At 48.1% G+C, this 14,683-nt stretch carries 16 protein-coding genes; 12 read left to right on the top strand and 4 right to left on the bottom strand.

From position 1 onward, the window contains the following. Window positions 1–387: 387 nt before the first annotated feature. The 4 genes from QUB04_RS07680 to QUB04_RS07665 all read left to right on the top strand — a co-directional run bounded on the left by QUB04_RS07680 (window position 388) and on the right by QUB04_RS07665 (window position 2,651). Complete coding sequence (locus QUB04_RS07680) at window positions 388–969, top strand: 5-formyltetrahydrofolate cyclo-ligase (RefSeq protein WP_333282996.1); 582 nt, start codon at window positions 388–390, stop codon at window positions 967–969. 95 nt (window positions 970–1,064) lie between these two features. After that, window positions 1,065–1,835: a fumarylacetoacetate hydrolase family protein gene (locus QUB04_RS07675; RefSeq protein WP_333282994.1), complete on the top strand. Its 771-nt coding sequence runs from the start codon at window positions 1,065–1,067 to the stop codon at window positions 1,833–1,835. A 122-nt stretch (window positions 1,836–1,957) separates the two neighbouring features. Next, complete coding sequence (locus QUB04_RS07670) at window positions 1,958–2,311, top strand: DUF433 domain-containing protein (protein ID WP_333282991.1); 354 nt, start codon at window positions 1,958–1,960, stop codon at window positions 2,309–2,311. After that, a complete protein-coding gene (locus QUB04_RS07665; RefSeq protein ID WP_333282988.1) occupies window positions 2,286–2,651 on the top strand; it encodes a hypothetical protein in 366 nt (121 codons plus the stop codon). The genes QUB04_RS07670 and QUB04_RS07665 overlap by 26 nt, the downstream gene beginning before the upstream one ends. A 212-nt stretch (window positions 2,652–2,863) precedes the next feature. Here QUB04_RS07665 and QUB04_RS07660 read toward each other — a convergent pair whose 3' ends face one another. Continuing rightward, entirely contained in the window at window positions 2,864–3,337 is a 474-nt protein-coding gene (locus tag QUB04_RS07660; protein WP_333081032.1) for a Tic20 family protein, read from the bottom strand. Window positions 3,338–3,550: 213 nt separating this feature from the next. Continuing rightward, window positions 3,551–3,748, bottom strand: coding sequence for a hypothetical protein (locus QUB04_RS07655; protein ID WP_006631916.1), 198 nt, complete (start codon window positions 3,746–3,748; stop codon window positions 3,551–3,553). Window positions 3,749–3,916: 168 nt separating this feature from the next. Here QUB04_RS07655 and glyA point away from each other — a divergent pair, with 168 nt between their 5' ends. From glyA to QUB04_RS07640, 3 genes are all read left to right on the top strand, one after another. Further along, entirely contained in the window at window positions 3,917–5,200 is a 1,284-nt protein-coding gene (gene glyA / locus QUB04_RS07650) for a serine hydroxymethyltransferase (protein WP_333060851.1), read from the top strand. Between the two features lie 454 nt (window positions 5,201–5,654). After that, window positions 5,655–6,710 (top strand): MraY family glycosyltransferase, encoded by a 1,056-nt coding sequence (locus QUB04_RS07645; protein WP_333143791.1) that lies wholly within the window; start codon window positions 5,655–5,657, stop codon window positions 6,708–6,710. Next, on the top strand, window positions 6,676–6,801 hold the full coding sequence (locus tag QUB04_RS07640; RefSeq protein ID WP_333282985.1) for a hypothetical protein: 126 nt from the start codon (window positions 6,676–6,678) through the stop codon (window positions 6,799–6,801). Before QUB04_RS07645 ends, QUB04_RS07640 begins: the two co-directional genes overlap by 35 nt. Here QUB04_RS07640 and QUB04_RS07635 read toward each other — a convergent pair. Continuing rightward, on the bottom strand, window positions 6,796–6,939 hold the full coding sequence (locus tag QUB04_RS07635; protein ID WP_333282982.1) for a hypothetical protein: 144 nt from the start codon (window positions 6,937–6,939) through the stop codon (window positions 6,796–6,798). The genes QUB04_RS07640 and QUB04_RS07635 overlap by 6 nt on opposite strands. Before the next feature lie 20 nt (window positions 6,940–6,959). Between QUB04_RS07635 and QUB04_RS07630 the strand changes: the two genes are divergently transcribed. From QUB04_RS07630 to QUB04_RS07610, 5 genes are all read left to right on the top strand, one after another. Then, complete coding sequence (locus QUB04_RS07630) at window positions 6,960–8,216, top strand: competence/damage-inducible protein A (RefSeq protein WP_333282979.1); 1,257 nt, start codon at window positions 6,960–6,962, stop codon at window positions 8,214–8,216. A gap of 299 nt (window positions 8,217–8,515) precedes the next feature. Continuing rightward, on the top strand, window positions 8,516–8,653 hold the full coding sequence (locus tag QUB04_RS07625; protein ID WP_006631912.1) for a hypothetical protein: 138 nt from the start codon (window positions 8,516–8,518) through the stop codon (window positions 8,651–8,653). 112 nt (window positions 8,654–8,765) lie between these two features. Further along, entirely contained in the window at window positions 8,766–9,206 is a 441-nt protein-coding gene (gene aroQ, locus QUB04_RS07620) for a type II 3-dehydroquinate dehydratase (RefSeq protein WP_333208377.1), read from the top strand. A 167-nt stretch (window positions 9,207–9,373) separates the two neighbouring features. Beyond that, entirely contained in the window at window positions 9,374–10,522 is a 1,149-nt protein-coding gene (locus tag QUB04_RS07615; RefSeq protein ID WP_333282976.1) for an ADP-ribosylglycohydrolase family protein, read from the top strand. A gap of 125 nt (window positions 10,523–10,647) precedes the next feature. After that, the gene (locus tag QUB04_RS07610; protein WP_333282974.1) at window positions 10,648–13,203 is read left to right on the top strand and encodes an HDIG domain-containing metalloprotein; all 2,556 of its coding nucleotides are present in this window, start codon (window positions 10,648–10,650) and stop codon (window positions 13,201–13,203) included. Window positions 13,204–13,756: 553 nt separating this feature from the next. Here the strand turns inward: QUB04_RS07610 and QUB04_RS07605 are convergent. After that, on the bottom strand, window positions 13,757–14,674 hold the full coding sequence (locus QUB04_RS07605; protein ID WP_333282970.1) for a carbohydrate ABC transporter permease: 918 nt from the start codon (window positions 14,672–14,674) through the stop codon (window positions 13,757–13,759). Window positions 14,675–14,683: the final 9 nt, after the last annotated feature.

The raw sequence follows: 14,683 nt of genomic DNA, 5'->3' as shown, positions 1-14,683 counted from the left end.
AGCCGTGTGCGGTGAAAGTCGCAAGCACGGTTTTGTAGGAGAGATGGTGGGGGACACTCTACCATCGACTCTCTAACTAATTAGCCACAATATCTGTAGGGACACGGCAAGGCCCATTAGTGTCAACTTAACTTTAAACGTAGTCACAGACTGCTGTTTGACCATTAGATTTCGATCCCCCCTAGCCCCCCTTAAGAAGGGGGGGACTGGAATCTTATCAAAGTCCCCCTTCTTAAGGGGGATTTAGGGGGATCTGGACTGGGGTAAAAACGAGATTTATCAAGGATTTTAGTCTTAAGTTGACACCAATGGGCTCTTGCCGTTTCCCCCATTTTGAGGACACGGCAATGCCGTGTCCCTACCCGCAGCGATGATTTAATATGAAATATGAACACTGCTGAACCTTCATTAACTAAAACAGAATTAAGAAAATCGCTCCTCCACACCCGCAAATCCCTATCAGCACAAGAATGGAGACAAAAGAGCGCTCGCCTCTGCAATCATCTGCAAAACTCGCCCCTATTCACCCAAGCAAAAACAATCCTCGCCTACTTCAGTTGTCGCCAAGAACCAGATTTAAGCCCCCTATTTGTAACTCCCCGCAAATGGGGATTTCCCCGCTGTGTCGGCAAAGAGCTATCCTGGCACATCTGGCAGCCCGGAGATGCTTTACATACTGGAGCTTATGGCATACTCGAACCCCTGCCGGATGCTCCTAAAATAGACCACTCAGAAGTAGATTTAATGCTCGTACCTGCAGTAGGCTGCGATGTTCGCGGCTATCGCTTGGGCTACGGCGGTGGGTATTACGACAGAATGCTCAGTTTAGCTGAGTGGGAATCAAAAGTTACGATCGGCATTATCTTTGAATTTGCCTTGCTCGCCCAGCTACCAGTTGACTCCTGGGATCTACCGCTGCACGGCATTTGTACAGAAAGCGCTTGCAAAATTGCACAGCGAAAATCTTAAACGGGCATAAACAAATTAATTTTCCGCAATTATGCCTATATCCTCTTAATCTAGAATCTAGAATCTAAAATCTAAAATCTAAAATCTAAAATAGTATGGCCCAGCGCTACGTTCGAGTTAAAACAACACAAGGACACATCCATTACGGTTTACTGCAACTAAGCCACAGCGTTCAAGTATTTGATGCACCGCCCTGGTTACAAGGACAACCAACCGATTTGGAACTTTCACCAGATACTTACCAAATTCTCGCCCCGTGCTCTCCCTCAAAAATTGTAGCCGTCGGCAAAAATTATGTCGATCACGCCGCCGAGATGGGAACCCCTGTACCGGAAGAACCCCTGCTGTTTTTCAAGCCTCCGAGTGCTGTCATCCCTGCTGGTGCAGCGATTCGCTATCCGCACCAGTCGGAAAGGGTAGACTACGAGGGAGAATTGGCCCTGGTAATTGGCGAACATTGTACCAACTGCACTCCCGAACAAGCACACAGCAAAATTTGGGGCTATACGATCGCCAATGACGTAACAGCCAGAGATTTGCAAAAGCGGGACAACCAGTGGGCGAGGGCCAAAGGGTTCGATACATTTTGTCCCTTGGGGCCTTGGATTGTCCGCGAATTGAGTCCGGCTGCACAGTTGCAGACTTTTGTCAATGAGAGCGAGCAACCGGTACAGTCATCCCAGATCGATCGCATGGTATTTTCCCCAGACTTTCTCGTCTGCTACATCAGTCAAATAATGACCCTCGTTCCCGGCGATGTGATACTGACTGGAACGCCGCAAGGAGTAGGGCCGCTACAAATAGGCGATCGAGTCCGCATCGAAATTGAAGGCATCGGCAGTCTTGAAAATACTGTCACTCATTAGTTATGGGTTATTTGTGAGGACACGGCGAAAGCCTTTGTCCCTACCGGGAAGGCTTGGAATCTGCTGTATAATATCAATTAGCCCGTCAATTTTCACCAACTTTGAAATAGGATCATTCGCCCATGCAACTCGAAGACTATTTTGACTTTCAGCGGCCAGATGATATTCGGGTCAAAGGGACGCGAATCGGCATTGAAACTGTTCTATATGATTTCATTCATCGCGCGCGCACTCCTGAACAAATTGCTCAAACTTATCCATCTCTTAACTTGGAACAAGTTTATGCTACTATCCTTTACTATCTGCACAATAAAGAAGCCGTTAGTAACTACATTGCTGATTGGTTGGAGTGGAGCCATCAGCAACTTAAAGCACAAGAACTTAACCCTCCACTTGGTATTGTTAGACTGCAAAAACTGAGCTCGGAAAAAAAATTCCAACAAATCATCAATGAGTCTCAATTATCTGTTGGATGAAAATGTAGATCCTACCTATAAAGCTGAAATCCTTACACGCAATCCAAATTTGATAATTTGGTGTGTAGGCGAACCCGAAGCTCCGAGTCTGGGAACTTTAGATCCAGAAATTATTAAATGGTGTGAGGAATATAACTTTATATTGGTGACGAATAATCGTAAATCCATGCCCGTGCATTTGACTGACCATTTGGCTGAAGGTCATCATATTCCGGGCATTTTTATCCTCAATTCCAAGTTGAGTATTGGACAAAATATTCGGCAATTAATTTTTATTGCTGAGGCATCTTTTAATGATGAATATCAAGATCAAATAGTTCATCTGCGAGAGATTGTTTGAATAATTTGGTCTCATTGATAAGTAGAAGGAAGAATGTGGAAGAGAAATAAATTGGATATGCAAGCAGGATTTGGTATAAACCCTATGATTTTCCCGATCGGAAAAATGAACGATTTTGCGAGGATACAGTTAACGCAATATCGAGATTTCACCTCATTTTGACAATCATAGGGATAACAACTAACAACAGTCAACTGCAAACTGCCAACTGACTAACGAACCTGCATATAAACAGCATCCGACAGCGGAGGAATCTCTGCATAGCGTCCCAAAAGTGACTGCACGACGGCATAGACAAATGCAGCAAAAGCGCCCAAAAACACCATGTTATACAGAGTTTCCGCAATAAAGGCGACTTGGAGGCCGTTAGAAAAAATCGGCAAAACCAGACCGCACAGCATCAAAACAATGTCTAAAAGAATCGCCTGCATCGCATTAAAACGAATGAAGTGACTGATGTTTTCGTTTCTAACTACTCCTAAATACAGAGCAAAGAAGATAATCAAGCTAGCAAAGGGCAAACTATAAATTTGCATCAAAGGAGCTAGCGGTATCAACAACAGTTGCAGGACAGGAAACTGTGTAAACAGAAACCTGCCAAAGGCAAGCCCGTCAACCAACGGGAGCAAATAAGGCAAAGAAGCAAAAATCCGGTCTGGAACAGTTGTAGACCCGCGCCAAGTCATAATGAACTCTCCTGAGTCGATCGGTGAACTATTAATTCCTATTAAAATCAGCATAACGCAGCAGGCTCAGTTCCGACCCGCCCGGAATTTGCTCATTGGTGGGCGGATAGCAGCCTCAAGTACCAGATGCAGGGCAACTTAGATCGAGTCGCGTTAATAGTCACCATGCCCCATGCCCCATGCCCCATGCCCCATGCCCTATTTGGCCGATGATTATTTAATATTGGCAATGACGAAGCCCATTTGACACTCGTACCGATCGGGCAAATTTTCCGTAGGTTTAGCAACTGGATGCCCGCAGCGAAGCTCTCCACCGCTCCAGCGCGGTTGGCCAGTGCGATCGGCCAGCAAACAACTTTGGCAAACACACTGAGGGGCAAGCATCTGATTTTCCATTAAAATGACTAACATTTGATACCTCCGGCAGGTTTCACACCAGTAATTTCATTGTATGTCAGGAGTTGGGGACAAACGGCTTAACCTGAACACAACGTAATATTTATATCAATGGGGCGAAATCCGTAGTACGGTATAAGATCCCCAATTCCCAATCCCAAAATTGTCAAGAGGTTGATTATTGTGACGGACACTAACTTAGAATTCCTTTCCAAAACCGATCCGCTGATTGCCGATTTAATCGGGCAAGAGCTCCAGCGGCAGCGAGACCACCTAGAACTCATCGCCAGCGAAAACTTTACCTCCGCAGCCGTAATGGCAGCTCAAGGCTCAGTGCTGACCAATAAATACGCCGAAGGACTGCCAGCGAAACGCTACTACGGGGGCTGCGAATTTATTGACGGCATCGAGCAAATTGCGATCGATCGCGCCAAACAGCTATTTGGAGCCGCTCACGCCAACGTCCAGCCCCACTCCGGCGCTCAAGCCAACTTTGCAGTATTTCTGAGCTTGCTGGAACCCGGAGACGGAATAATGGGCATGGATTTGTCCCACGGCGGACACTTGACCCACGGTTCGCCGGTCAACGTATCCGGCAAATGGTTCAAAGCTTTTCACTACGGCGTCAGCCAAGAAACAGAACAGCTTGACTATGACGAAATTTTGGCACTGGCCAAAGAAAACCGACCGAAATTGCTAATTTGTGGCTATTCCGCATATTCGCGAATTATCGACTTTGAGAAGTTTAGAGCGATCGCCGACGAAATCGGAGCCTACCTGCTCGCCGACATCGCCCACATCGCCGGGTTAGTCGCCACAGGGCACCACCCCAACCCCCTCCCCCACTGTCACGCAGTCACCACCACCACTCACAAAACCCTGCGCGGCCCCCGTGGTGGCTTGATTATGACCAATGACCCGGAATTAGGTAAAAAGTTTGACAAAGCAGTTTTCCCCGGCACTCAAGGTGGGCCCTTAGAACACGTCATTGCGGGCAAAGCAGTAGCTTTCGGCGAAGCATTAAAGCCTGAATTTAAAACTTATTCCGGTCAAGTAATTGAAAATGCGCGCGCTTTAGCGGCACAGTTGCAGCAGCGGGGTTTAAAACTCGTTTCCGGCGGCACGGACAATCACTTAATGCTAGTTGATTTGCGATCGGTAAACATGACAGGGAAGCAAGCGGACCAATTAGTCAGCGGTGTGAATATTACTGCTAATAAAAATACCGTGCCTTTCGATCCGGCATCTCCCTTTGTCACCAGCGGTTTGAGACTCGGTTCGCCGGCGATGACCACCAGGGGAATGGGAACAGCAGAATTTACCGAGATTGGCAATATTATTGCCGATCGCCTGCTAAATCCAGATGATGAAAGCGTCGCAGCAGACTGCCTGCGTCGAGTAGCAGCACTGTGCGATCGCTTCCCGTTATATCCCCACTTGTACTTGAAAGTGCCGGCATTAGCTTAATTTTCCTGATCGGCAATGGGAAATTGGTAGTTGGAAGTGTACGGGTAAAAGGGTAAAAGAGCAGGAAAAGATTGAGAGTTGCCGGTAGCGATATTGACAAGCGGTTTTCACCAAAAATATCGATCGCCAATACGGTTTTTAGTAAAGATATTTGTCCGGCGGGGCTGGTTTGACTAACGGTATTTGTCGGTTGCGAAAGATACCGATCAACTGGGCCCGCTCGCCAAATATCGACTTTTTTGCTCGCGAAAAAGTCGATATTTCAAATCGTTAATTCGAGAGTTATGAATGAACAACCTGACAATTCGCCCCAGGGCAACTGCCATTGCGGCAAATCTCCGACTCCCAAACCCCCAGTCGCTCTTCAAGATGTTTCCTTGTTATAAGCCATCTGAAATGTAGTAGACTCTGCCTGACAGCCTAATTGCCCCGCACTATTTAAAATTAATTTCAGATGCCGTACCAGTATCTGTACCACATACTCGCTTTCCTGGTTTCTGCGATCGTCGTCCTCTGGAGTACGCCAATAGTCAAAAAAATTGGTCTCAAAAGCGGGCGAGTCGATCGGCCAGGCGAGCGAAAAGTCCACAAGCGCCCTATGGTGCGCTTGGGAGGAGTTTCCATCTTTCTCGGCACTATCACTGCCCTCTTATTTGTCTGGCTCTCAGGAGGCTTCATCGATGCTAACGGACAAGTTCTCAATCCCAAAGACGAATACGAAATTTGGGGAGTCACCCTCGGCGGCATCGGATTCTTCCTCATCGGTTTAGCAGACGACTTATTTTCGCTCTCGGCCTTAAAACGCTTGCTCATGCAAATTGGCGTATCCAGCATCGTTTGGTACGCGGGCGTACAAATTGAGTTTCTGACAGTTCCCTCCTTGGGACTTACTAATATTGGCTGGCTGAGCTTGCCAATTACCGTGATTTGGCTCGTCGGCATGGCCAACGCCATCAACTGGATTGATGGTTTAGACGGTTTAGCTGCCGGAGTTTCAGGGATTGCAGCAGTTGTGATGCTGATTGTCAGTCTGGCGATGCACCAACCGGCGGCGGCCCTGATTGCAGCGGCTTTAGCTGGCGGGGCCTTGGGATTTCTGCGCTACAACTTCAATCCGGCTCAAATCTTTATGGGAGATGGCGGGGCTTATTTTATCGGGTTTACTCTCGCTGGAGTGGGAGTAATTGGGTTAGTTAAAACTACGGCTGTTACTTCTGTGTTGCTGCCATATTTAATTTTAGCTGTACCGATTTTAGATATGTCGGCGGTGATTCTCGATCGACTTCGCAACGGCAAGTCACCGTTTATTGCTGACAAGCGCCATCTCCACCACCGACTTCTAGAAGCCGGACTATCCCATCGATTTGCGGTTTTATTTATTTACTCACTGACACTGTGGGTGGGAAGTTTAGCCCTAGCTTTTTCGCTTCCGAGCGGCGTAATTTACGCTATGGGTGCAACAAGTTTGCTGGGATATGCTAGCTGGAAAGTTTGGAGACACGCTAGGTGAAGGAAGAAGGAAGAAGGAAGAAGGAAGAAGGAAGAAGGAAGAAGGAAGAAGGAAGAAGGAAGAAGGAAGAAGGAAGAAAAATAATTTATAATGCCAAATGCCTAATTCCCAATGCCCAATGCCCAATGCCCAATGCCCCATGCCAATGCCCAAGGCCCAATTCCCCATGCCCCATGCCCAATTCCCCATGCCCAATTCCCAATGCCCAATTCTCCAATCTAAAATCCAAAATCTAAAATCTAAAATTGAATGGTTGCTGAAATTATTTGTGTTGGCACTGAATTGTTGTTAGGCGATATTCTTAATAGCAATGCCCAGTTTTTAGCCCAAGAATTAGCGAGTCTGGGAATCCCTCACTACTATCAAACAGTGGTGGGGGATAATCCAGAACGTATCAAACAAGTGTTAGAAATCGCCGTCAGTCGATCGCAGCTTTTGCTTTTCACCGGAGGCCTGGGCCCCACACCAGACGACCTCACAGTCGAAACGATCGCCGATTTTTTTGGGGTTCCCCTCATCGAAAAGCCGGAAATTATTGCAGATATCGAATACAAATATGCCCAGCGGGGACGCACCATGAGTCCCAGCAATCGCAAACAAGCTTTAATTCCAGAAACTGCGGACATTCTGCCGAACCGCAGCGGTTCTGCACCGGGCATTATTTGGCAGCCGGTTTCTGACGTGACAGTAATGACATTTCCCGGCGTACCGGCGGAAATGCACTTGATGTGGCAAGAAACTGCCGTTCCTTACCTGCAAAATAACGGCTGGTGCAGCGCCACTATTTACAGCCGCACATTAAAATTTTGGGGGATTGCTGAGTCGGCATTGGCCGAAAAAGTAGATAGTTTTCTGAATTTAACTAATCCTACTGTGGCTCCCTACGCCAATCACGGCGAAGTCAAACTGCGGATTTCGGCCCGCGCGGAGTCCTCCGGGGCTGCGAAAAACTTGATTGAGCCGATCGAACAACAATTGCGGCAAATTGCCGACTTAGACTGTTACGGTGCTGATAGCGATACCCTCGCTTCCACTGTCGGCCAATTGTTGCTGGATGCGGGGCAAACTCTTAGCGTGGCTGAATCCTGCACGGGAGGTGGATTGGGGGCGATGCTGACGGGTGTTCCCGGCAGTTCGAGCTACTTTTTAGGCGGGATTATTTCTTACGACAATCGGGTTAAGGAAGGATTATTAGGTGTTAATCCGCAAGATTTAGCCGAATTTGGCGCAGTCAGCCACCAAGTAGCAAAACAAATGGCTGCGGGAGTTCGCGCCAGCCTCAATACAAATTGGGGATTGAGCATTACAGGCGTCGCCGGGCCCGGAGGCGGCACAGATGCTAAACCTGTCGGACTGGTTTATGTCGGTTTAGCGGGCCCCGACGGCGACGCAGAAAGTTTTGAATACCGTTTTGGCGATGCCAGAGGCCGCGATTGGATTCGGAATCTGAGTAGCTGTACGGCGCTCGATCGACTCCGGCGTAAATTATTGTTGGCAAAAGCGTAGAAAAAATCCTACGATTGGTCAATTGTCAACAGTTAACCGTAAGCTTAATCTTTATTTAACACTCTATACTCCGATATAATTCGGTAATTTTCCTTTTGCCTCTTGATTATCTGTAAAGATTCGTTATGATAATAAGATAGGACTGATTGGCCAAGATACTGACTCTCTCCATTGCTCAAAATATCCAGCAAGCGAGAAAGCAAGTTTGACCTTTGGTTTCCAAGTCGTGCTTGCTTATTTTCAGATATTTAGCCGTCGGTTTAGCAATCTAGACTATAAAAAAAGGAGCTATCCGTTCAATGGAAGACATTGAAAAGGTGCTGGAACAAATTAAAGAATGGGTTCGCAAGCTGATAGAAGGACTGCTGAGTCCCGAACCTGAACCGGAACTCGAACCGATTCGTATTCCTGTCAACCAACCGAGGAATCGCAGGTAGTCGGGACTGAATTAGAAGTTTGAGGTTTAAGGTTTGAGGTTTGAGGTGGCAGACTGGTTCTAAATCCCATGTCAAAACTCTCATATTTTTTGTTGCGCTGGAAATTTTAAAATTGTTAAATATCCTGGTACTTCACGGCCCTAATCTGAATCTATTGGGTCAGCGAGAACCTGGAGTTTATGGTTCTGCGACTTTAAATGATATCAACAAGTTGCTAGAACGAGAAGCGCAAGCCCTCCAGGTGCAAGTCTCAATTCAGCAGTCGAATCATGAAGGGGTGTTGGTGGATGCAATTCACTCGATGTTAGGGCAGCACCAAGGCTTATTGATTAATGCTGGAGCTTATACTCATACGAGTGTGGCAATTAGAGACGCGATCGCCGCGGTGAATATCCCTGCGGTAGAAGTTCATCTGAGCAATATTTACCGGCGGGAAGCTTTTCGGCATCACTCGTTTATCGCCGCGGTGGCGATCGGACAAATCAGCGGTTTTGGCCCAGAAAGTTATCGGCTGGGGCTGCAAGCTCTAGTTAGTTACCTGATTAAAAATTAAAAATTTACCGATTGTAGCGATCGGATGAGGGCAGGTTTTAGATGGAAAACCAGCCCTTATATGTTTGGGTTGAATTCCAATTAATCACAAGACTTTCGCAAAAAAGGATACCAGAAAAAATTATAAATTATAAATTACCAATTACTAACAACTTGAGTTAAATTAAAATGCGGCATTCCCTGTTTAGCAAGTTTCAAGGAACCATCCTGGGGGCAGTTTTAGGAGACTCTCTAGGCCTGCAATACCAGAGGCAACTCGTGGGTATTCCCCCCCAAACAGAAGACTTGCAGCCGATTTTACAACTGACGAAACACCAACAATTGACCATAAGAGGGGCAACATTGGCGTTGAATTCTGTCAACAGTAAAATCCCAAGTGGCAAAGACTCATCGGCATCCGGGAGACTTGCGGTAGCGTGCGCTCAAAGTTTAATTCGGTGTAGGGGTTTAGATTTAAAAGATTGGCGCGATACTTGGGAAGCATTTGCCAAGTCGGAAATCTATCATCCCCGCAACAGTGAGTTTCAAACCCTGCTTAACCCTGGTGAAGCTGCAATTGCTGCGCTGCCATCGGCGATGTTTTTTCACGAAAATAAAGCCAAGCTGCGAGAAAAAATCATGCTGGCGATAGAGGTTTGGCACAACGAAAACCAGCCAGAATGGGAAACAGCAATTTTAGCAGTAGCATTTACGATCGCCCGATCTCTCAAAGAAAGACTTGACCCCGCGACAGCGATCGAGCAAACACTTGCCTACCTGAAAACAGAGAATGCCTTAACAGAGCTGCTGCTGCAAGTGCAAATACTACTAGAAAAGGGAGCCGATTTAGAAACAGCCGCCACTCATCTTTGCAAAAGCGCCACAGCTTTGCGAGAAAGACAGGGCGAAGGTGAGAAAAAATTACAAACCGAGTCAATTGTCAACCCAGGAAATTTCATTCCCATTGCCTTAGCTTTCTACTGCTTTTTGAACACCCCAGAAGACTTGCGCTTGTCAGTGGTGCGGGCTGCCCGCTGTGGTATAGCCGGACAAATAACCTGCGCTTTGACAGGAGCTTTGTCTGGAGCCTATAACGGCGTTGCTGGGATTCCTGTAGAATGGCGACAGGTATCTTCGGCTGAGGTTAATTCGCTGCAGCTAGCCGACGGCCGAGAACCTTCGCTCTGGGGAACTGGCAGCGATGTAAAAATTGTAGAGTTAGCAAATAACCTGTTTGCTGTTTGGGCAGGAGTTTACAGCCCCGATGCCGGACTCGATTCCGCAGCGCTAGCCCGATCGGTGGCTGCACCTTATGTCATTAGACCTCGTAAAATATAAAGGTTGGAGCTTTTACTGGTAAGGGCTGAAGATTCAGCCAGGGTAGTTCGGATAAAATCAATCAAGATGCATAGTCAGAAATTCTGACAAAGCTGCTGGATAACAGTGATATATCTTCGACACAAATGAATACGCTCTCCTCATTGATGCGGCAGATTGAGCAGCTAGGGGCTGCGCGCTCACTGCGCCAACACATTGCTAAAGTGCAAAATGGCTGCAGCAAAGCAGATACCGAGCGCGCTGGCGGGCCTCTCCTGAGCCGTTTGTCGCGCCCGAAATGGCTTCTTCCCGAGACTTTTACTACTAGATTTACAAGTAAAACCTCCAAATCCAGCCTCAAAAATCAAGCTCGTTCCCCTATGTTGGCGCTGGTAGCGGTAGTTTCCCTAAGCAGCACTCTGGGCCACCGCTTCTACAACCAGCCGAAACTGGATGTGGGGACGAAAGCTCCTCAGACGATTAAGGCTCCTGCTACTGCTAGCATCCCCGATTACAAAACTACTGAAGAACAGCGGAAAGCAGCGCGGATCGGGGCTGTAGCGATATTAATGCTGGATTCTGCGGTCGATCGACAAATTTATCAAGAATTGCAACAATTTTTGCAGCAGGGAAGCGAGCTGCGGGAGGCGGTAGGCCCGTTTCCGTTTGCGAGTCCCTCGGCGCTCTCACTTGCTGTTCAGGTTTACTTGCGGAGCTGTCCTGAGTGGGAGTGGCGCTGGATTTTGGCGCAAGCGGGGGACAAAAGTGCAACTTCCGAGCGGTTGAGCTTGGATTCCCCCGCAGTTGCTGGGCAGACGGAGAACCAGTCTCGGCAGGAGGCTATCGCTCAACTGCAAGCTTACAGCCGATCGCTCCCGGCAGCAGACTTTCAAAGCCTGACAGACAGTATTTCCTCGGCTCGCCAACGCTATCTCAATGCTGTGGAGGCGCTGGAAAAACCGTCGGTTTCCGGGCTACCCCAGATATACGATACTTCGCTGTTTGGTTTGTCGGAGGCAGTGTGGCAGAAAACCCAAACCGGTATGAGTCGGGCGGCAAAAAGGATGGTGGCTCAAGGTATCCCGCAGGGCTTGCCAAAAGAGATTTTGAAAGAAGCTGTGAAGCTGCAAGTGGCAGATGAAGTGCCGTTAGAGTCCCAAGCTTTGGCGGTTGAGGGTTTAACAGCGATTTTGCAGCCAAATCTGGTGAGAGATCCCGAGGAAACCAAACAGCTAGCTGAATTAGCAGCCCAAAAGGTGAAACCGGTGATGATCGCAGTAGATCAGGGCGAGATAATTGTTGCACAAGGACAAGATATCTCGCAGGAAGATTTCGTGTTGCTCGACTATTTTGGTTTAAGCCGGCGGGGGGTGAATTGGCTGGGGCTGACGGGTTTTGTTTGTTTAGTCGCGGGGGCAATTGCGATCGTACTGCTGGTGGAAAGGCACTACCGGTTGCGCCGGAGAGATCATTTGCTATTGCTGCTGCTGACTTTGAGCGCGCCGGTGCTGGTGAGTTTGGGGCTGCCTTGGACGAGTTTGCCGGCGATCGGGATTTTAGCGGGCGGCTTCTACGGTTCAGCGGTGGGAGTGACTGTGGTGGGGCTGCTGTCGGCGCTGCTGCCCGTTGGCTTAAATGTGGACTTGATTCATTTGGTGGCTAGCGGGGCGGGGGGATTGCTGGGCGCTTTTATGGCCGGGCGGCTGCGATCGCGCGAGGAATTGGCTCTTTTGGGCGTGGCTGTCGGCTTGACTCTGGGCACGGTTTATCTGGTGGGGACTTTGATTGCCAGCGCGGCAGCCGGTGCTATTTGGTACGTCGTACTGGGTACGGTGGGCGCGCAAAGTTTGGCCGGTTTGGCTTGGAGCGTTGTGGCGATCGGCATCAGCCCTTATTTGGAACACGTTTTTGACTTGATTACGCCGATCCGGCTGGCGGAACTTGCCAATCCCAACCGCCCGCTGTTGAAGAAATTGGCCGCCGAGGCTCCGGGGACTTTTCAGCACACGCTGTTTGTGGCGAGTTTGGCGGAGGCTGCCGCCCGGGAACTCGGCTGCAATGTTGAGCTGGTCAGGACTGGGACATTATACCACGATATTGGAAAAATGCACGACCCGCTCGGATTTTGTGAAAATCAAATGGGTGGGGGCAACAAACACGATGAAATTAATGACCCTTGGGCGAGCGCGGAGATTATTAAAAAGCACGTTACCGAGGGTTTGGTGATGGCGCGGAAGCATCGATTGCCGAAGGCAATTCAGGCGTTTATTCCCGAACACCAAGGTACAATGTTAATTGCTTATTTCTACCACCAAGCGCAGCAAATTGCTGCAAAAGAAATAGAAGATTTAAAGATTGCTTTGCCAGATGCGGATAATTCAAAGTTAACAATCGCAAGTCGCCAAGTGAGGGAGGAGGATTTTCGCTATGACGGGCCGATTCCGCAGTCGCGCGAAACGGGAATTCTGATGCTGGCGGATTCTTGCGAGGCTGCTTTGCGATCGCTCAAGGATGCTACTCATGAAGAGGCGTTGAATATGGTTAATCGGATTTTGAGGGCTCGCTGGCAGGATAATCAGTTGATTGATTCGGATTTAACGCGGGAGGATATGTCTCTAATTGCGGAGATTTTTGTGCGAGTTTGGGAACAGTTCAATCACAAGCGGATTGCTTATCCTAGCGCAGTTTTTACTCCCAGGTAGGAGGAAATTTTTAGTTAGGAAAAATCAGTTCGCATTTCAGTTCTGAATGAGATTTCATTGCGATTTTCCCCGCAAAGCGCCATGCACTTCAGGATTATCGCTGACAATTACCACACTTTGTTTGATTCCTCAAAATTCCGAAGAGTGGATATCTCTTTCGCCTGCTAGGTGCGATCGCAATTTTTGCCAGTCTTGGGCATCGATCGCATTTGCAAAAGCCATGATATAGCGCTTCTCAAAAAAGTGAGGTATGCGCTATGCCCTATGCGCTATGCGCTATGCCCTATGCGCTATGCCCTATGCCCTATGCCCTATGCGCTATGCCCTATGCGCTATGCCCTATGCCCTATGCCCTATGCCCATGAGTACCTCATCTTTCTGAGAAAGGCTATAGTATCTACAGCCCCAGCGCGGTCAACAATCCAGCGGATGTCCGGTAGTTCGTACATAACAAATAAATTTTGTGAGTTGTATCGCAGAAGGAATAAATACTAATTTTTGACTTGCAATCCCCATGCCCCATGCCCCATGCCCCATGCCCCATGCCCTCATTCTATCCTTTGACTCCGGCGGCGGTTTCTGTTGGCACAATGTATTTTTGCAAGAGCAAAAAGAGTCCCAAAACTGGAACAATAGAAATAATAGAACCCGCCGCAACTAAACGCCAATCTAAAGAAAATGTCCCGGCTAAATTGGCTACCCCTAAAGGTAAAGTGTAATATTCCGGCCTGTCTAAAACGAGCAGCGGCCACAGAAAGTCGCTCCAAGAACCGATAAATACGAAAATTCCTAAAGTGACTAAAGCTGGCTTAATTGCCGGAATCATGACGTGCCACCAAATGCCTAATTCGCTGCAGCCGTCGATGCGGGCGGCTTCTTCTAGTTCTTTGGGAACTGCTAGAAATGCTTGTCGTAATAAAAATATGCCGAAGGCTGAGGCTAGTCCGGGAAAGATTACGCCTAAATAACTATTTTTTAGTCCGAGTTGTACAGTCAATATGTATAGGGGAATCATGACTATTTGGAAGGGAATCATGATTGTGGAAATGATCGTGATTAAGATGGCTTCGCGGCCGCGAAATTTGAGTCTGGCTAAGGGGTAAGCGGCGAGGGCGCAAAAGAGGATGTTGATGCTAACTGTGAGGCAGGCTATTAGGGTGCTGTTGAATAGGTAGCGGCCGAAGGGGTTTGTTTGCCAAACTTTGATGAAGTTTTCGAGGGTTGGCTGTTGTGGCCACAGTTGCGGGGGAAATTGAAAGATGTTTTCGTTGGGGGATTTGAGGGACGTACTGAGCAGCCACAGCAAGGGAAACAGCATTAAAAGTGCGATCGCGCTCATGATGCTGTACGTCCACAGGGTGCTCCACGGCGAGGGAGTGTTGTTTGGGGAATTTGATTTTTTAGTTTTGAGATTGTTCATTGTTGGGATATGATAATAAGTCCTTGCTTCGTGAGAAGCCTTGTTGTCCATAAGGGGATT

The sequence above is a fragment of the Microcoleus sp. D2_18a_B4 genome, assembly GCF_036702475.1.
GTDB lineage: Bacteria > Cyanobacteriota > Cyanobacteriia > Cyanobacteriales > Microcoleaceae > Microcoleus.
The sequence above is the reverse complement of the archived record's forward strand: the minus strand, read 5'-3'. Positions and strand labels throughout refer to the sequence as shown.